General features: G+C 30.4%; 18 protein-coding genes. 17 read left to right on the top strand and 1 reads right to left on the bottom strand.

Going from position 1 to position 17817, the window contains the following annotated elements:
• The first annotated feature begins 43 nt into the window (after positions 1 to 43).
• The 14 genes from P3X86_RS08220 (at position 44) to P3X86_RS08155 (ending at position 13844) form a co-directional block, all read left to right on the top strand.
• Complete coding sequence (locus P3X86_RS08220; protein ID WP_483292187.1) at positions 44 to 991, top strand: class I SAM-dependent methyltransferase; 948 nt, start codon at positions 44 to 46, stop codon at positions 989 to 991.
• A gap of 24 nt (positions 992 to 1015) precedes the next feature.
• Complete coding sequence (locus tag P3X86_RS08215) at positions 1016 to 1675, top strand: Dph6-related ATP pyrophosphatase (RefSeq protein ID WP_483292186.1); 660 nt, start codon at positions 1016 to 1018, stop codon at positions 1673 to 1675.
• A gap of 28 nt (positions 1676 to 1703) precedes the next feature.
• Positions 1704 to 3128 carry a sigma 54-interacting transcriptional regulator gene (locus P3X86_RS08210; RefSeq protein ID WP_483292185.1) on the top strand — a complete coding sequence of 475 codons (1425 nt, stop codon included), beginning with the start codon at positions 1704 to 1706 and terminating at the stop codon, positions 3126 to 3128.
• Positions 3129 to 3290: 162 nt separating this feature from the next.
• Positions 3291 to 5063 carry an ABC transporter ATP-binding protein gene (locus tag P3X86_RS08205; RefSeq protein WP_483292184.1) on the top strand — a complete coding sequence of 591 codons (1773 nt, stop codon included), beginning with the start codon at positions 3291 to 3293 and terminating at the stop codon, positions 5061 to 5063.
• Positions 5056 to 6795 (top strand): ABC transporter ATP-binding protein, encoded by a 1740-nt coding sequence (locus P3X86_RS08200; RefSeq protein WP_483292183.1) that lies wholly within the window; start codon positions 5056 to 5058, stop codon positions 6793 to 6795. The genes P3X86_RS08205 and P3X86_RS08200 overlap by 8 nt, the downstream gene beginning before the upstream one ends.
• 68 nt (positions 6796 to 6863) lie before the next feature.
• Complete coding sequence (locus tag P3X86_RS08195) at positions 6864 to 7439, top strand: MptD family putative ECF transporter S component (RefSeq protein WP_483292182.1); 576 nt, start codon at positions 6864 to 6866, stop codon at positions 7437 to 7439.
• On the top strand, positions 7439 to 8158 hold the full coding sequence (locus P3X86_RS08190) for an energy-coupling factor transporter transmembrane component T family protein (protein ID WP_483292181.1): 720 nt from the start codon (positions 7439 to 7441) through the stop codon (positions 8156 to 8158). The genes P3X86_RS08195 and P3X86_RS08190 overlap by 1 nt, the downstream gene beginning before the upstream one ends.
• Before the next feature lie 9 nt (positions 8159 to 8167).
• On the top strand, positions 8168 to 9625 hold the full coding sequence (locus P3X86_RS08185) for an ABC transporter ATP-binding protein (RefSeq protein WP_483292180.1): 1458 nt from the start codon (positions 8168 to 8170) through the stop codon (positions 9623 to 9625).
• Positions 9626 to 9998: 373 nt separating this feature from the next.
• On the top strand, positions 9999 to 10574 hold the full coding sequence (locus P3X86_RS08180) for a 2-oxoacid:acceptor oxidoreductase family protein (protein ID WP_483292179.1): 576 nt from the start codon (positions 9999 to 10001) through the stop codon (positions 10572 to 10574).
• Entirely contained in the window at positions 10574 to 10870 is a 297-nt protein-coding gene (locus P3X86_RS08175; RefSeq protein WP_483292178.1) for a 4Fe-4S binding protein, read from the top strand. Before P3X86_RS08180 ends, P3X86_RS08175 begins: the two co-directional genes overlap by 1 nt.
• 12 nt (positions 10871 to 10882) lie before the next feature.
• Positions 10883 to 12055 (top strand): pyruvate ferredoxin oxidoreductase, encoded by a 1173-nt coding sequence (gene porA / locus P3X86_RS08170; RefSeq protein ID WP_483292177.1) that lies wholly within the window; start codon positions 10883 to 10885, stop codon positions 12053 to 12055.
• A gap of 13 nt (positions 12056 to 12068) precedes the next feature.
• On the top strand, positions 12069 to 13004 hold the full coding sequence (locus P3X86_RS08165) for a thiamine pyrophosphate-dependent enzyme (RefSeq protein WP_483292176.1): 936 nt from the start codon (positions 12069 to 12071) through the stop codon (positions 13002 to 13004).
• 133 nt (positions 13005 to 13137) lie between these two features.
• Complete coding sequence (locus P3X86_RS08160) at positions 13138 to 13449, top strand: cupin domain-containing protein (RefSeq protein WP_483292175.1); 312 nt, start codon at positions 13138 to 13140, stop codon at positions 13447 to 13449.
• A gap of 254 nt (positions 13450 to 13703) precedes the next feature.
• Positions 13704 to 13844: a hypothetical protein gene (locus P3X86_RS08155; protein ID WP_483292174.1), complete on the top strand. Its 141-nt coding sequence runs from the start codon at positions 13704 to 13706 to the stop codon at positions 13842 to 13844.
• A 377-nt stretch (positions 13845 to 14221) separates the two neighbouring features.
• On the opposite strand, the gene P3X86_RS08150 is transcribed toward P3X86_RS08155, so the two are convergent.
• Positions 14222 to 15076, bottom strand: coding sequence for an aminoglycoside 6-adenylyltransferase (locus tag P3X86_RS08150; RefSeq protein WP_483292173.1), 855 nt, complete (start codon positions 15074 to 15076; stop codon positions 14222 to 14224).
• Between the two features lie 188 nt (positions 15077 to 15264).
• Between P3X86_RS08150 and P3X86_RS08145 the strand changes: the two genes are divergently transcribed.
• The 3 genes from P3X86_RS08145 to P3X86_RS08135 are packed head-to-tail and all read left to right on the top strand — an operon-like array spanning position 15265 to position 17752.
• Positions 15265 to 16179, top strand: a complete 915-nt coding sequence (locus tag P3X86_RS08145) for an ABC transporter ATP-binding protein (RefSeq protein ID WP_483292172.1) — start codon at positions 15265 to 15267, stop codon at positions 16177 to 16179.
• Positions 16163 to 16957, top strand: a complete 795-nt coding sequence (locus P3X86_RS08140) for an ABC-2 family transporter protein (protein ID WP_483292171.1) — start codon at positions 16163 to 16165, stop codon at positions 16955 to 16957. The genes P3X86_RS08145 and P3X86_RS08140 overlap by 17 nt, the downstream gene beginning before the upstream one ends.
• 12 nt (positions 16958 to 16969) lie before the next feature.
• Positions 16970 to 17752, top strand: a complete 783-nt coding sequence (locus P3X86_RS08135) for an ABC transporter permease (RefSeq protein ID WP_483292170.1) — start codon at positions 16970 to 16972, stop codon at positions 17750 to 17752.
• The last annotated feature ends 65 nt before the right edge of the window (positions 17753 to 17817 follow it).

The raw sequence follows: 17817 nt of genomic DNA, 5'->3' as shown, positions 1-17817 counted from the left end.
ATGCTTAAAAAGCAACCAAATATCAATGCTATGGAGGTAGTTGATGAATAGGGGAAAATTGATAGAATTTATTGATGTCCAATTTAACTATAATAGCAGAAAAAATCTTTTTTATAATAGAGAAAACAAGAGTAACATTAGACCTACTAAAGAATTTTTAATTGGGTGTAGTGAGTTAAAAGAAGAAATAAAAGTGTGTTTAGATGATGAATACGAAAATGATAGATATGATGCTTTATCTAGCTATTTTACTAAGAGAGCAATAAAACTGTTTACAGAGAATAACCAATACCTATATTTTCAGAGAAAAAGTTGCGAGGATTTAAAAAGATTGTACAGCTCTTATATAATTGATATTCATAGATTACTTGAGACAGAGAGTATTGCCTGGCAAAAAATAGAAAGATTGCTTTATAGACATTCTAATAATTTGTGTAATTTTTTAATAAATACCAACGGAGAAAATGTCTTTACTAGCAAATCAAATAAATATATTGACAAAATAATATGTGAGGAATATTCATCAAAGTTACAGGTAGATATTTTGAATATTAATACTAACAAAATATTAGAACCTGTTTTAGATATAGGTTGTGGTAGTAACTTTGGATTAGTTAAATATCTTAGATATAAAGGCATAGAATCATATGGAATCGATAGAAATGTTCAAAACAACTCTTTTTTATACAAATTAGACTGGTTTGATTTTAGATTTAGACGTGATTATTGGGGAACAATAGTATCTCATATGGCATTTTCAAACCATGCCTATCATCATATAAAAAAGAAAGATTTACATAAAGATAAGTTTTTTGTGAAAATAAAAGAAATATTATATTCAATAAAAAGTGGTGGTAGTTTTATATATGCCCCAGGGTTACCTATACTTGAGAATAGTATAGATAAAATAGATGGATTTAAAGTAAACATACATTCTTTAGGATATGCTATGGATAGCAGACTTTACTGCACAACAATTACTAGAGAATAAAATAACTATTAGGAGTGAGACATATTGAAAGAAAACAAAGGTTTCTGTTCATGGAGTGGTGGAAAAGACTCGTGCTTATCGCTATATAGAGCAATAAAAAAGGGTATAAAGGTTGAGTATTTGTTTACTATGTTTAAAGAAGATGGATTAAGGTCAAGGGGACATGGTATAAAGCCAGAGATAATAAAGAAGCAGTCTGAATTATTAAATATGAATTTTATAAGTGGAGAAGCCACGTGGCAAGACTATGAAAATGTTTTTAAGCAAAAGGTTACTATGCTAGAAGCAAAAGGATTAAATATTGGTGTGTTTGGCGACATAGATATTGATGATCATAGACAATGGGTTATAGATGCATGTAGACACACTAATTTAGAAATATATCATCCAATATGGCTGGAAAATAGAAGAGATATAATAAATGAATTTGTTGATTTAGGTTTTAAAGCTATTATAACTACTGTAAATAGTGAAGTAATGTCAAAGGATTACTTAGGAAAAGTATTTAATAAGGAACTAATAAAAGAATTTGAAGAAATAGGAATAGATGCTTGTGGAGAAAATGGAGAGTTTCACACATTAGTAATAGATGGACCTTTATTTAAAGAACAGCTAGAACTAAAAAAAGGTGAAATAATCAAAGTAGGTAATTACTATATGTTGGATTTAGATTTAGTAATCTAAATGCTACTTTAGGAAGGGAGTAACTTATATGGAACTACCTGTATTTGATAAGAATAGTGTATTTGATGCGATGTTTAACAGCGTAAACGATGGTATTAACGTCATAGATGAAAATGGAACGCTAATATATGTCAACAATGTATCGGCTAAATATGCCGAAAAGAGTGTAAAAGAAATGCTAAACAAGCCCATAGATGAATTTTATCCACATTCAGCCTTAAATGAATTAATGATTGGCAAACAAGAAATAGTAGGTAGAAAAATAAACTATAAAAATGGAAAACGATATTTAGTTAATGCATTTCCTATTTTTGTTGATGGAAAATTTAAAGGTGGTTTTTCTGTATTTAAAAGTATAGATGATATAGAACAACTAAACGAACGGTTAAATCATCTAGAATTACAAATTAGGCTAAGTAAATCAGAGAGTAACTATGAAACAATAATAGGGTCGGATGGTAGTTTGAAAAATTTAATAAAAAAAGCTAAAAAGACAGTTGGTTCACTTGGAGGCCCAAGACACTCTATTATTACTGGCGAGTCAGGTACAGGAAAATCAATGCTCGCATATTATATATACCTTTATGCAAAAAAAATAGGAGCTTTATCAAAAGATGCTCCATTTATAGAAGTAAATTGTGCACAGTTTACAAATCCAGATATAGCTGCCATAGAGATATTTGGTAGCGAAAAAGGAGCATTTACAGGCTCTACAAATAAAAAAGGATTATTTGAGCAAGCAGATAAAGGAGTATTGTTTTTAGATGAAGCACATGCATTAGGAAATCATCAAACTATGCTACTCAAAGCAATAGAAACAAGGAGTATAAAAAAAATCGGAGGGAGTAGATTTCATAATGTAGATGTAATAATAATAGCTGCTTCAACCAAAAACTTAAAAGAAGTGCTTTTGCCTGAGTTGTATCAAAGACTAGCTCAATATGAATTATATTTACCACCATTATCAGAAAGAACCATAAAGGAAAAAGAGGATTTATTAAAGTACTTTACAGATAAATACGAAGAAAATGTATTAGCTATCAATAAAATTAATCTACATGTTAACTATGCACCAGTGGCAATGCAAACACTTGTCAATGATAATTATCCTAGGAATATAAGACAATACAGAGATGTTATAAATGCAAGTATAGATTCTGCAAGTCCTCTTATAAGTGATATAAAACCATATTCATCCATAGATGTGTACGTAGATTCATCTCACATACCGATCCACACAGATGTATTTGTTAATAATAGTTCTTATACAAAGGTGGTAGATAAACCAAACTACTTAAAGAGTATATTACCTAAGCAAATAATAGTAGATTTAAAGAATAAAGGACTCGGACCAAGGCGTATATCTAAGCTACTACAGGAAGATGGCTACGATATAAAATACTATCAAGTGGCATATTTTTTAAAGAAATTAAAAGATAATAGAGAATATTGATATAAAGTAAAAAAATTCCTTAACAAATGACGTTGGGGAATTTTTTTATCATATTGGTAGAGATAAATTAATAAAATAAATAAAAATGATTATCATTATCATTGACAACAATGAAAAAAAATTCTATAATTAATTATGTCAAAAATAGAAAGGGAATAAGAAATGAGTGGATTTAAAAAAGTGTTAACTTATGCTAGAGAGTATAAAAACAAACATTACTTGTCTATAGTCTTAATATTTTGCAGCGTGATAGTGCAAATTATACCGTATATTTTAGCATATCATATTTTAACTACTTTCATAGAAGGAGATGGGGCGACTATTGGGTATGTTATAGCTATGGCTAGTGGTATAGGATTTACTCTATGGCTAAAGACATGGTTGCTTTCAAAAGGATTAATAGCATCACATGAAGTGGCATTTGATACATTAATGGGTATGCGTATAGCGTTTGCTCAGAAAATGATGAGATTACCTATGGGAGATATACAGCAAAAAGGAGTTGGATCTTATAAGAAAAATTTTATAGATGATATAGAACAATTAGAGGTTTTACTAGCGCATATGATACCAGAAGGATTACCTTACGTTTTAAGTCCTGTTGTGGTATTTATTGTTTTGATGATTGTTGACTGGAGGTTAGCATTATTATCATTAGGGTCTGTACCATTTGGAGCTATTATATTTAAGATGATGATGTCAAATGGAGTAAAAAAAATGAAGGCATACTATAAAAGTGAAGAAAACATGAATAAGACTATTGTTGATTATATAACAGGTATGGAGGTTATTAAAATATTTAATCGAACAACAAGTTCTTTTGAAAAGTACTCAGACAATGTCAAAGATTATAGAGACTATTCACTGGATTGGTTCAAAGAGAGTTGGACTTATATGGCTATTTCTAGCGCTGTGTTGCCATGTACGATTTTATTATTATTACCAGTTGGGCTTTATTTTTATCTAAGTGGAACTCTAGAACTAAGTACTTTTCTATTTTCGTTAATGATAACAATGAGTATTGGAATATCGCTTATCAAATTAATGGAATTCATACCTTTAATACCGAATTTGAACTTTAAAATAAGAGAACTAGAAAAAACTTTTGAAGGGAATGAAGTTACAACTAAAGATAAAGGTATAAAACTAAAAAATTATGATGTAACTTATTCAAATGTAACTTTTGCATACGAAAAAGTAGATGTCATAAAAAATGTGAGTTTTACAGCAAAAGAAGATTCTGTCACAGCAATCGTTGGAGAATCAGGTGGTGGAAAAAGCACACTTGCTAAATTGCTAGTAAAGTTTTGGGATGTTAAGGATGGTAATATAAAAATTGGTGGAGTTGATTTGTGTGACATGTCAATGGATAAATTAATGGACGTAGTTAGCTATGTATCACAAGATACTTTCCTTTTTGATATACCAATAATAGAAAATATCAGAGTAGGTAAAGTAGATGCAACTGATGAGGAAGTTATAAATGCTGCTAAATTAGCACAGTGTCATGATTTTATAATGAATTTAAGTAATGGATATCAAACAATGCCAGGAGACTCAGGGAATAAACTATCTGGTGGCGAAAAACAACGAATTACTATAGCTAGAGCAATCTTGAAAAATTCACCAATAATAGTGCTAGATGAAGCTACATCAGCAACAGACTCAGAAAACGAAGATAAAATACAAGATGCATTAAATAGCTTAATTAAAGGCAAAACGCTTATAATAATAGCTCATAGACTATCAACTATAGTAGAGTCAGATCAGATACTACTTATGGATAATGGAGTATTATCTATTAGCGGAACGCACGAAGAATTGTTGAAAAGTTCACCTAAATATCTTCAATTATGGCAAGCACATATACAGGCAACAACATGGGATATTCGTGTTGTCGAAGATGAAGTGTTAAAGGAGGGAAAGTATGCTTAAACTTGTTAAAAGGCTAATCAACATGTCTGATATGTATAAAGGGAAATTAAAATGGGCAATAGTAATTAGTTTTTTTGAGGGAATATTTACTATAAGTCCACAAATTTTAGTGATGTTAACTGTTTATAAAATAGTAACAAGTACTATAGAGTTTAACGATATATGGTTAGTAACAGCATTACTTTTCCTAAGTGTTATATTAAAAGCTATAACAAGGCGTATAGTAGATGGTTTGCAAAGTGGAACAGGATACCAAATATTTGCAGATGAACGTATGAAAATAGGAGAGCATCTTAAAAGATTACCTATGGGATATTTTGCACAAGGTACTGTTGGGGATGTTACGGCTGTTGTTACATCAGACATAATTTTTGCAGAGCAATTTGGTATGTCTACTATGTCGAAGATAGTTAATGCCTATGTTAGTATGTTCTTGGGTAGTATAATGATGTTATTTTTTGATTGGAGAATAGGCTTAATAGCAATTATCACATTTATACTTGGTTCAAGAGCACTTGGAAATATGGATAAAGTTGCTCTTAAACATTCTAAATTAAGGCAAGATGGTATGGGAAGGCTTATAGGGTCAGTTATTGAATATGTTAAAGGTATAGCAGTAATAAAAGCATTTCATATGACAAATAAGAGATCTAAACGTATAAAAAAAGAATTTAAAAAATACAGAGATATCTCAATAAATTTTGAACAAAGCTTTAGTAAAACTTATGTAAGTTTTCATAACTGGTTTGCATTAGGGATAGCGATGGTTGTACTTACAGTATCATGGCTATATGTTGGAAAAGAAATAGACAAAACATTTGCCTTAATGATTATAATTTATATCTTTGAATTTTTCCTTCCATTCCAAGTGTTAGGATCTGTAGCTGCATTAGCTCGTATTATGGAAGCAGGGCTGAATCGTTACGATAATATCATGAAAGCAAAAATTATTGATGAAGATGGAAAGGATATAAAGATTAATAAATTTGATATTGAGTTTAAAAATGTATCTTTTAGATACGAAGAAGATGATGTTATAAGTAATATTAATTTTAAAGTTCCAGCAAAAAGTATGACAGCACTTGTTGGAAAATCAGGTTGTGGGAAAACAACAGTTACTAATTTAGTAGCTAGATTTTGGGACGTACAACAAGGAGAGGTGCTAATCGGTGGAGTTAATGTAAAAGAGATGACTTGCGATAGCTTACTTAAAAATATAAGTATGGTATTCCAAAATGTATATTTGTTTAATGATAGGATTATCAATAATATTAAATTTGGTAAACCTGATGCTACTAAAGATGAAGTAATACGAGCATGCAAAAAGGCTAGATGCTATGATTTTATTATGAACTTAGAAAATGGATTCGATACTGTGGTTGATGAAGGAGGTAAATCTTTATCAGGTGGAGAAAAACAACGTATATCAATAGCAAGAGCTATCTTAAAAGATGCACCTATAGTATTACTAGATGAAGCAACAGCCAGTGTTGATCCTGATAATGAAAAATATATACAACAAGCTATAAATGAACTAGTAAAAGAAAAAACTCTTATTGTTATAGCTCATAAATTATCAACAGTACGAAATGCACAGCAAATTTTAGTTATGGATGAAGGAAAGATTATAGAACAAGGCGTTCATAAAGATCTTATCAAACAAAAAGGTATGTATAACATTTTTTGGCAGCGTCGTACAAAAGCTAGAAGTTGGAAAATTCAAAAAGCATAAAGCTTATTTATATAATAAATAAATGAACTAATCAATTATAAATTAAGTCAACCATAAGGAGGCGCATCATGGACAATAAATTAAAAGTTAAAGATTTAATTAGTGTAGGTATTTTTGGAGCAATGTATATTATAGTAATGATGATAACAGTTACAGCGTTAGGCACAATTCCTATTTTGTATTTATTAGCACCGTTTTTTGTAGCCATAATTTGCGCTACGATATATATGCTTTTCGTTATGAAGGTGCCAAAGACAGGAAGTGTGTTTATATTATCAATATTGATGGCATTTATATTTTTAGGTGCAGGTTGGCATGCTAGTATTTGGTCAATTACTATTGGTTTGATAACAGAGTTAGTATTACTAAAAGGGCATCAGTCTAAAAAACGCATAGATATTAGTTTTTGTATATTTGCAACAACAACAGTAGGTCCATATTTCGGTATTTTATTTAACAAAAGTTATTATATACAAAGAGTAGTTGATTACTATGGACAGATATATGCAGACAAACTAGATAAACTAACACCTCTTTGGATAGCTTTTCCATTAATAGGCATAGCTATCATAGGGGGGCTAATAGGTGTCAAGTTTGGTAATAAAATATTAGGCAAACATTTTAAAAGAGCAGGTGTTATATAATGCAAATTACAACAATAGGTTTTACAAATAAACCTTATTTTTGGATAGACCCACGTAGTAAGTTTATCTTATTTATAGCAGCAAATATCGCTATATGGGGTGGAATAGATATAATACCAGAAGTTTTATTCTTTGGGTTTATGACATTGATATTTATTAATGGAAAACAAATACCTTTAGCAATAAAGACTAGCTCTTTGTACATTATACTATTAGTACTTGATATTTATGTAGCTCCTTTATTAAGTGGAATGCTTGGTGTTATGTTCTTAACTATTACTAGAATTTGTAGGATATATATGCCAATAATTTTATCAGCTTTATTCCTTGTTCGTACTACAACGGTTAGCGAATTTGTATCAGCATTTAACAAACTTAGAGTTAGCAATAAAATAATCATTCCTTTTTCAGTAATGTTCAGATTCTTTCCAACTATTATTGAAGAATGGAACAATATTCAAAATGCTATGAAATTTAGGGGGATTAAATTAAGTATAAAATCTGTTTTACTAAAACCATTTCAGACTATTGAATATATTTTAGTGCCATTATTAATGTCATCAATGAAAATAGCCAATGATTTATCAGCGGCTTCATTATCAAGGGGGCTAGACAGTGATGGATACAGAACATGTATAAAACAGATTAAATTTGGATTACTAGACTACTTAATCTTAGTTGTATCAATTGGTTTTGTTTTATATTCTGTAATTTACTAAGGAGGAACTATGGTTAAAATTGAAAATGTATCATTTTTCTATGAAGATATAGACAATAAAAAAAGAGGCATTAAAAATATAAATCTCCACATAAAAAAAGGAGAGTGTGTTGTTTTATGTGGAGTTAGTGGTTGTGGAAAAACTACATTGACAAGATTGATAAATGGATTAATCCCCAATTTCTACAAAGGAGAATTAACAGGCGACATAATAGTAAATGGTGAAAAACTTAAAGATAAACCTATATCAAAGACATCTAAATTAGTCGGTTCTGTATTTCAAGATCCTGCAACTCAATTCTTTAACGTTGATACAACTAGTGAATTAGCATTTGGATGTGAAAACCAAGGTATGGATGTAACTGATATATTGAAAAGAATTGAAGATGCAAAAGAAGTATTCAAGCTCCATAATTTAATAAATAGAAGTATATTTAATTTGTCAGGTGGAGAAAAGCAAAGAATTGCATGTGGATCAGTATATGCAACTTATCCGGAAATAGTTGTATTAGATGAACCCTCTTCAAGTTTAGATGCTGACTCAATAAAACGATTATCAGAAGTCATTGAGAAATTTAAAGAAATGGGTAAGACCATTATAATATCTGAGCATAGAATTCATTATCTCAAACACATTGCTGATAAGTTTGTATATATGAGAAAAGGAGAAGTGAGACAGGTTTATTTAGCTAAAGAATTTTTGAAATTAAAGCCAGAATTTTTAAGTGAGCTTGGGCTTAGAACATTGGACATAAAATCACTAAAAGGGGATTGCTTTAATAATATTAAGAAAACAGAGAGCATAAAAATCACTAATCTTGCATTTAGTCGCAAAAAAAATAAGATACTTGATATTAAGGATTTAAAATTATATAAAAACGAAATCGTTGCTTTGGTTGGGCATAATGGTGCAGGTAAAACTACATTTGCACATTGCTTATGTGGGCTATTGAAACACAAAGGTTCGATTTATCAAGGCAGTATTAAACTAAATAACAAACAGAGAGTTAGTCAAAGTTTTATGGTTATGCAAAATGTAAACTCTCAACTGTTTACAGAAAGCGTTAAAGAAGAAATAACATTAAAATTAGATAACGTTTCAATAGAAGCAGTTGAAGAAACTCTTAATAAACTGGGACTTTCTAAAGAAATAGAATCTCATCCTATGGCATTATCGGGAGGACAAAAACAAAGAGTTGCTATAGCGAGTGCAGCTATGGCTAATAAGGATATTTTGATATATGATGAGCCAACAAGTGGACTAGATTATCAAAATATGGGAAAAATGAGCAAATTAATTGATGATATGAAAGAAAAAACTCACTGCACAATAATAATAACACATGATCCAGAATTCATATTAAAGACATGTCATCGTATTATACATTTAGAGAACGGTAGTATAAAAGATTGTTATGCTCTTGATAAAATAGGTATAGAAAAAATAAAAGACTATTTTAGAAACTAGTAAGTATATTTATATTAGAGTTATCAAATAAAAATATTTCCGATAACCCTAAAATTGATATCGTTAATTTCTATTATTCAACTAATAAATTACCAATACAAAAAATAACTATTCATAGGCAATTAATATAGCTTATATATGGTTATTTTTTATATTGCAATTAAAAATTTGAATGCTTTTCTAATTAACTTCCTCAAATAATATAACAAATTACAACAAACACTAACGAATCACAACAAATTATAACAACGGATACAATGAAATGTGATATAATATTCCGTAACACATGCAGATATACAAGTATTTAGTTATTGGCATGAATATTGCTAGTATAATAGTATGTGAATTTGTCTAAGAGAATGGAGGTAAAAAAATGAAACAACTGATTGAAATCAGATGGCATGGTCGTGGTGGACAAGGTGCTAAAACAGCATCGTTATTATTGGCGGATGTTGCTTTTAGCACTGGTAAATATGTGCAAGGTTTTCCTGAGTACGGTCCAGAAAGAATGGGAGCACCAATTACAGCTTACAACAGAATAAGTGATGAGAGAGTATTGGTTCATTCAAATATATATGAGCCAGATTATGTAGTAGTAGTAGATGAGACATTATTAGAAAGCGTTGATGTTACAAAAGGTTTAAAGGAAGATGGAGCAATTATCATAAATACAGCAAAAAAACCAGAAGAAATAAAAAGTTACTTAAAAGGATATAAAGGTAGAGTATATACAGTTGATGCAAGGACGATATCAGAAGCCTGTTTAGGAAAATACTTCCCTAACACACCTATGCTTGCAGCAGTAGTAAAGGTTAGTGAGGTAATGCCTACAGATGTATTTGTTAATCAAATGCAACATTCATTTGAGCACAAATTTGCATCTAAGCCTGAGGTTATAAAAGGAAATATGGATGCATTAAAAAGAACTATCGAGGAGGTTAGATCATAATGGCAAAAACAAGCATTAATGAAACAGTAAAATGGAAAGATATAACCCCTGGTGGAAATGTATGTGCAAGTGGTAACTCTGAAGAGTTTAAAACTGGGGATTGGAGATCAAACAAGCCAATTTTTATAGAAGATAAATGCAAGCAATGTTTATTATGTGCACCAGTTTGTCCAGATAGTTCAGTGCCTGTAAAAGATGGAAAGAGATTAGAATTTGATTATGACCATTGTAAAGGATGCGGAATCTGTGCTAAAGTTTGTCCTTTCGATGCAATAGAAATGGTTGAAGAAAAATAGGAGGTGCAAAAAATGAGTATTCGTGAGAGATTATCCGGTAATGAAGCTGTAGCAACAGCGATGAGACAAATAAATCCAGACGTAATGGCTGCATTTCCAATTACTCCATCAACAGAAATACCTCAATATTTCTCAAGATATGTAGCTAATGGAAAAGTAGATACTGAGTTTGTACCAGTAGAGAGTGAGCATAGTGCTATGTCTGCCTGTATTGGTTCACAAACAGCAGGAGCTAGAACGGTAACAGCAACTTCTTCATGTGGTTTAGCTTTAATGCATGAAATGTTATACGTTGCTTCATCAAATAGATTGCCAATAACAATAGCAGTAGTAAACAGAGCTTTGTCAGGCCCAATCAATATCAATGCTGATCATTCAGACAGTATGGGTTCTAGAGACAGTGGATGGATTCAAATATATTCAGAAAACAATCAAGAAGCGTACGATAACTTTATACAAGCATTTAGAATAGGAGAGCATAAAGACGTACAATTACCAGTAATGGTATGTCAAGATGGATTCATAACTTCACATGCCGTAGAGAATATTGAGCTAATTGAAGATGATAAAGTAAAAGCATTTGTTGGAGAATATGAGCCAAAAGAGTATTTATTAAACCCAGCTCAAGTATTATCAGTAGGACCATATGATACTCCTATGTATTATATAGAGCACAAGAGACAACAAGCACAGGCTATGATTAATGCTAAAAAAGTGGCTATAGAAGTAGCTAAAGAATTCGAAAAAATATCAGGTAGAAGCTACGGATTATTTGAAGAATACAAATTAGAAGATGCTGAGCAAGCATTAGTAATAATAAACTCTACAGCTGGAACGGCGAAAACAGCAGTAGATAAATTAAGAGCAGAGGGTAAGAAAGTAGGACTTCTTAAAATAAGATTATTCAGACCTTTCCCAGCTGAAGAAATTGCTCAGGCTCTTAAAAATGTAAAAACTATAGCAGTAATGGATAAAGCAGAGAGTTTTTCAGCTTGTGGAGGACCATTATTTGCAGAGGTTAGATCGGCAATGTATCAATTGACTGAGAAACCAAATATAGTTAATTACATCTATGGATTAGGTGGAAGAGATGTTAGAGTTGAAGATATAGAGACTGTATACAGTGCTATAGAAGATTTAAAAGAACCAGAAAATGTATATAGATATTTAGGCGTTAGAGAATAGGAGGTGCACTTAAATGGCATATAATCATAAGGAAGTATTTAGTAAACCTGATAGATTAGCAGGAGGACATAGAATGTGTGCTGGATGTGGTGCTCCAGTAGCTGTAAGAAGTGTCCTTAGAGCATTAAAAGAAGAAGATAAAGCTGTAATAGGTAGTGCTACAGGATGTTTAGAAGTTTCTACATTTATGTACCCTTATACATCATGGAAAGATTCTTTCATACACAATGCATTTGAAAATGCAGGAGCTACAGTAAGTGGTGCGGAAGCTGCATATGTTGCATTAAAAAGAAAAGGAAAATTGAATGAAACATATAAATTTATAGCTTTTGGTGGAGATGGAGGAACATACGATATTGGATTCCAATCACTATCAGGAGCAATGGAGAGAGGTCATGACATGGTTTATGTATGCTATGATAATGGCGCATACATGAACACAGGTATCCAAAGGTCATCAGCAACACCAAAATATGCTGATACAACAACAACACCTACTGGAACAGAATCAGATGGAAAAACACAGTATAGAAAAGACTTAACAAGTATCATGGTAAGCCACAATATACCATATGTAGCACAGACAACTTTTGTGGGTAATTTTAAAGATATACATGAAAAATCAGAAAAAGCTATATACACAGAGGGGCCAACGTTCTTAAACGTATTAGCTCCATGTCCAAGAGGATGGAGATACGATGCTGCTGACATGATGCAGATGTGCAAACTTGCAGTAGACACTTGTTTTTGGCCACTATTTGAAGTTATAAACGGTGAATATAAGTTATCATATAAACCGAAAAAGAAACTTCCAATTGAAGAGTTCTTAAAACCTCAAGGAAGATTTAAGCATTTATTCAAAAAAGGAAACGAGCATCTGATTGCAGATATGCAAGCAGAGGTTGATAGAAGATGGGAAGAACTTCTAAGAAAATGTGGCGAGCTATAAAATAACCTCAAATAATAATATTATAAAAAGGTATGTTAAATTTAATTTAACATACCTTTTTGGTAACATGTGATACTGAAGTAAAAGTATGTATATGATACTATTAAACTAAATGAGAAGGGGAGTGATTCATATGGTTGAAAAAGTTTATAAAATGTCTCGTAGTGACAATAAAATAGTTGAAAAAATTATCATGGATGAAAATATACACTATATACACATGATTTTTAATGAAGGAGAAGGTCTTCCAGAGCATTTATCAAATTCAAATGTGTACATGACTGTTTTAAGAGGAACTTTATCAATAGGGTTAAACGAGCATGAAATACATGAATACAAGCAAGATAGTATATTAAATATACCAGTTAATACTAAGATGAATGTTAGCAACAAACATCAAGATATACTAGAGCTTATAGTTATCAAGGCTCCTTCGCCTAAATAGATAGTATATAAGCCATAGTGTATGTTTAAAATACTAAGGAGCTATCTGATTAGACAGCTCCTGTATTTATTATTTGCTATATCTTAGACAGTTACCATTTGCATTTTTAGAACCCATACCATTGCCGCTACCTCTTCTGGCTCCATTTCCATTCTGTAGGAAATTTGGATGTAGAAAACTCCTATTGGAACAAGAGTAAAGTGTTAATAATCTTATAAGTAGTTAGATTTTGGTTAGAGAAAAGAGGGAATAATATGAAAAAACTAACTAAAAAAATAAGTTATGTTGATACATTTATGCCTAAAGATTTTTGTCCATGTGATTGTCCAAGTGAGTTTTCAGCAGTATATACTGGAAGAGCAGATTTTGGTAACGGGCCATATATACAAATATAAAATTTGACATTAAAATAAAGTGCTCAAGTAACTAAGAATTAAAAAGAATTAATTTAAATAAAATATAGACTAACCAAATCTAACTAGCTTTTTATTATAGGGTAGTCAAATAATATCAATACTCAATCTCGTCTTTTCATACTTATTAAAAAACTCAATTGGCAAAAGTGTATATTAATCAAGTGATATTCTATAAATTGTAGAGAGAAGAGGGATTGTCTAATAAAAATTTTTGTTAATTACTAAAAAAGCCTCTTATAGATTCTAATGGTGTATCATAAAGCAATATTTCAATTTTAATAATATGTTGATTTTCCTGTTTTTAATTTTAGAACAATTGTTTAGGTTTAAACATCTATATGAGTTTATTCTATTAATTAGTTAGAATAATTCTTAAGATGATAATCTCTATGTCTGTTTACGTAATCATACATATTTTTATCATCCTCATAAGGATATTCATATCCTAGCTGCTCAGATAAAGGTTTAGCTATCTTTCTAATTAGTTCAAAAGAATATTCAATAGAATCCCATATATCATTATAATCATATCCGGCATATGTTTTTTCAAACAACTCATAGATATTTTTTGGTAAAAATTTTTTATGCCATTTACCAAACTTGCCTGTGTTTATTTTCCAATCATAATTTATTCCTATATACCAATCAATGATACTAATCATGTTATTTCTAATAACCATGTCGAACATGGATTTGACATAACAAAGTTCATCTCTACATATTCCTTTAACAACATTGTTCATGCACCAGAAAAAGTTGTTAAGGCAGTGTTCAAATTCGTATTTCGACGGTCTATTGACACGATATATTGCATCAGTTGGAGCTGGGAGGTTGTCGATTATATCGTCTTTATCAAGTAACAAAATTTCTAGACTGTCATAGTTTCTAGCTTGAATGTGCTTAGCAGGAAAGAATTGCAAATCTATTCTGAAATCACCTTCAAATAGCATTAGATATATATAGTATTTCTGATTATTAATAAATATATCGTTTTGCTGTATCATTATAGGTTTACCAAAAAACTTAATAAAACTAGTATCTTTTATGTACTTGTCAGGATTGTTTACAGCGAAAACAACATCATAGTCACTAAAATCATCATCATCAATATTTGGATTTACTCTAGAGCCATTCATTAATACAGCCCTTACATCTTCATCTTCCTTAGCATAGCGCAGTATCAAATCAAGAATTTTATTTTCGGTTTTCATACTTACCTCCTATTAAAATGTATTATAAGTATATTATAGTATAGTACTTGTTTTGTCAAAGTGCATTAGATTGTACATTTTAATGCCAACACTTATTATAATTTTACATAAATTAAAGCAACTTGACAAATAAACCAAAATATTGCTATGCTTATTGTTGTAAGCTTTGGAAAGAGGAGTAGGTGAGATTGTTGGATATAGTTAAATTTGATTCAGTAGCAAAGTTTTATAAGCATAAAAAAGAAAAGTTCATAGGTATTGAAGATATTAGTTTCTCTATAAAAAAAGGATCTATAGTCGGATTGATAGGGCCTAATGGTGCAGGAAAGAGTACAACTGTTAAATTACTGTGTGGAATTCTAAAAGCAGATTCAGGAAAGGTATCTGCTTTAGGATTAGAACCGTGGAAAAAAAGACGAAAACTTGCGAGAAGTATAGGTGTAATGTTTGGTAATCGCTCAAGTCTATGGTACAACATACCAGCTATAGAATCTGTTTATCTTATGAAGGATATATACGGTATAGAGGACGAGATATTCAAAGAGAGACTTGATATGTATACTAACATATTAGACTTACATGAGATACTAAAAAAACCTGTTAGAAAAATGTCGCTTGGTCAGAGAATTAAGATAGAGTTGTTAGTGACGATATTGCATCATCCTGAATTAATTATACTAGATGAACCTACTATAGGATTAGATATAGTAGCTAAGAATAACTTTAGAGAGATATTACTCAATCTAGCGAAAGAGAGTCAGACAACAATAATATTGACAACACATGATTTAATGGATGTAGAGAAAATATGTGACAAAATAATACTAATAAATAAAGGTAAGAAAATAATAGATTTAAACAAATTGGATTTTAAAACTTGGATGGAAGAATATACGGTTATATACGTAGATAAAAACAACGAATATGATATAAGAAATGAAGAGTATTTTAGAGAAGAAAACCCTCAGTACTATAAATTTTATGTTCCTAGTGATGTTAGTAAAGAATTTATAGACAAGCTCTATAAAAAATATGGGTTAAAGATTAAGTTCAAGATAGAAAAACCAAGCTTGGAGGATATGGTGTATGAGTACTATAGCTAAATATGCTAGATTGTTTAAAAGGTATCAGATACTTTCATATGTTGATTTATTGCAGTTTCCTTTTGAAATAGGGATGAAGTTTTTGAACCTTGTTTTTTCGATAGGCACTATATATGTTTTTTGGATATCGGTATTTTACGTAGGTGTTTCATTTAAGAACTGGGGTGTATATGGGATAATTATACTTGCTTCAATGAATGTATTATCAAATGCAGTAAGCAGAGTGAGTTTCGGATTTCGTGATTTAGAATATAAGATACTTGATGGAAGTTTTGATAAATATTTGGTTAGACCAGTTCATCCTATATTTACACTCCTGATGGAGAGGACAAGTTTTTTTTATATCTCAACACAAGTTATGATATCTATTGCTATGCTGATGTACTGCGTAGGTAAAGGAAACGTTGTTTTACATAATAGTCTGATTGCTTTTTTATGTTTAATAATAGGTACTATTGCACTTGATGTTTTATATGGCACGTTTACGCTTTTAGCTTTTTGGTTTGGAAAAATATATTATGCAAGAGAGCTCGTATTTTCATTTAAACAAGCCAAAAAGTATCCACTAGACGTCTTTCCAAAGACATTTATAAATATTTTTACATACTTTATTCCATTAGCATATTTATCTACAGTACCAGCTAAAATTTTGTTAGGCAAATATAATAGGCCATATTTCTTTTTATGTATAGCGATTGTATTACTTGTAATAAATCTAATATTGTTCAATATGGTATGGAAAAAAGCACTGAGTAGATATAATTCAACAGGATCATAAGGTGGTGATTTAATGAAAAAATATATAATGTCAATGAAACTTAGTATAAAAGATAATAGTATGTTTAAAATGGATTATTTTTTAAGCTTTGTATCTATGCCAATCGAAATTTTGATTATATACTTATTTTGGAGAAATTCATTGCCAAAAAGTAATTCTATAGGTTATACATTGAATACATTAGTGATTTATTTTGTATTTTTTCAAACATTACAAATAGCTTATGTGTCAGCTATGTTTGTGGCATATGAATTATGGACAAAAATAAATGATGGAACTATAATAGTTTGGCTAATCAGACCTATTAGTTATCCTTTGTATGTATTTGCTAATAAGATGGCTATATTCTTGCCCAAATTTATAGTATCGCTTAGCGTTATAATATCAGTGTTGTTTTTTTTAGGATATAGAATAAAAACAGGAATATTGCTATTAGGGATATTAAGTGCTATCCTTGGATATATTATACTTTTTGGTATCCAATACGTTATAGGAAGTTTAACATACTATATGAAGAAGGTTATATCGTTTAGAGATGCAGTCATAAGCTCTTTATTTCTAATTGGAGGGTTTGTTTTGCCAGTTGATTTTATGCCTATTGCATTACAAAAAGTTGCGTATTTCACACCAATGCCATATATATACTATGTGCCATCTAAGATATTTTGTGGAGAGTCAAAAATGTCAGATATCTTATTTCAAATATTGATACAATTTGTTTGGGTGATGGCTTTATTAGCAGGTATAACTATACTATGGAGAGTTAGTACAAACAACATAGAGCAAGGTTCATAATGAGTGGAAATAAGAAAAAGATATAGGGATGTCTCATGGAACATCCCTATTTATATGCATAAAAA

Source organism: Abyssisolibacter sp. ZYX002 (assembly GCF_056892235.1).
The sequence above is the reverse complement of the archived record's forward strand: the minus strand, read 5'-3'. Positions and strand labels throughout refer to the sequence as shown.

Bases quoted from the DNA above. Each gene is read 5' to 3' on its own strand.
- P3X86_RS08195 (WP_483292182.1), top strand. From the start codon at position 6,864: ATGGACAATAAATTAAAAGTTAAAGATTTAATTAGTGTAGGTATTTTT.
- P3X86_RS08165 (WP_483292176.1), top strand. From the start codon at position 12,069: ATGGCATATAATCATAAGGAAGTATTTAGTAAACCTGATAGATTAGCA.
- P3X86_RS08160 (WP_483292175.1), top strand. From the start codon at position 13,138: ATGGTTGAAAAAGTTTATAAAATGTCTCGTAGTGACAATAAAATAGTT.
- P3X86_RS08190 (WP_483292181.1), top strand. From the start codon at position 7,439: ATGCAAATTACAACAATAGGTTTTACAAATAAACCTTATTTTTGGATA.
- porA (WP_483292177.1), top strand. From the start codon at position 10,883: ATGAGTATTCGTGAGAGATTATCCGGTAATGAAGCTGTAGCAACAGCG.
- P3X86_RS08135 (WP_483292170.1), top strand. From the start codon at position 16,970: ATGAAAAAATATATAATGTCAATGAAACTTAGTATAAAAGATAATAGT.
- P3X86_RS08200 (WP_483292183.1), top strand. From the start codon at position 5,056: ATGCTTAAACTTGTTAAAAGGCTAATCAACATGTCTGATATGTATAAA.
- P3X86_RS08220 (WP_483292187.1), top strand. From the start codon at position 44: ATGAATAGGGGAAAATTGATAGAATTTATTGATGTCCAATTTAACTAT.
- P3X86_RS08175 (WP_483292178.1), top strand. From the start codon at position 10,574: ATGGCAAAAACAAGCATTAATGAAACAGTAAAATGGAAAGATATAACC.
- P3X86_RS08210 (WP_483292185.1), top strand. From the start codon at position 1,704: ATGGAACTACCTGTATTTGATAAGAATAGTGTATTTGATGCGATGTTT.
- P3X86_RS08155 (WP_483292174.1), top strand. From the start codon at position 13,704: ATGAAAAAACTAACTAAAAAAATAAGTTATGTTGATACATTTATGCCT.
- P3X86_RS08140 (WP_483292171.1), top strand. From the start codon at position 16,163: ATGAGTACTATAGCTAAATATGCTAGATTGTTTAAAAGGTATCAGATA.
- P3X86_RS08205 (WP_483292184.1), top strand. From the start codon at position 3,291: ATGAGTGGATTTAAAAAAGTGTTAACTTATGCTAGAGAGTATAAAAAC.
- P3X86_RS08185 (WP_483292180.1), top strand. From the start codon at position 8,168: ATGGTTAAAATTGAAAATGTATCATTTTTCTATGAAGATATAGACAAT.
- P3X86_RS08180 (WP_483292179.1), top strand. From the start codon at position 9,999: ATGAAACAACTGATTGAAATCAGATGGCATGGTCGTGGTGGACAAGGT.
- P3X86_RS08150 (WP_483292173.1), bottom strand. From the start codon at position 15,076: ATGAAAACCGAAAATAAAATTCTTGATTTGATACTGCGCTATGCTAAG.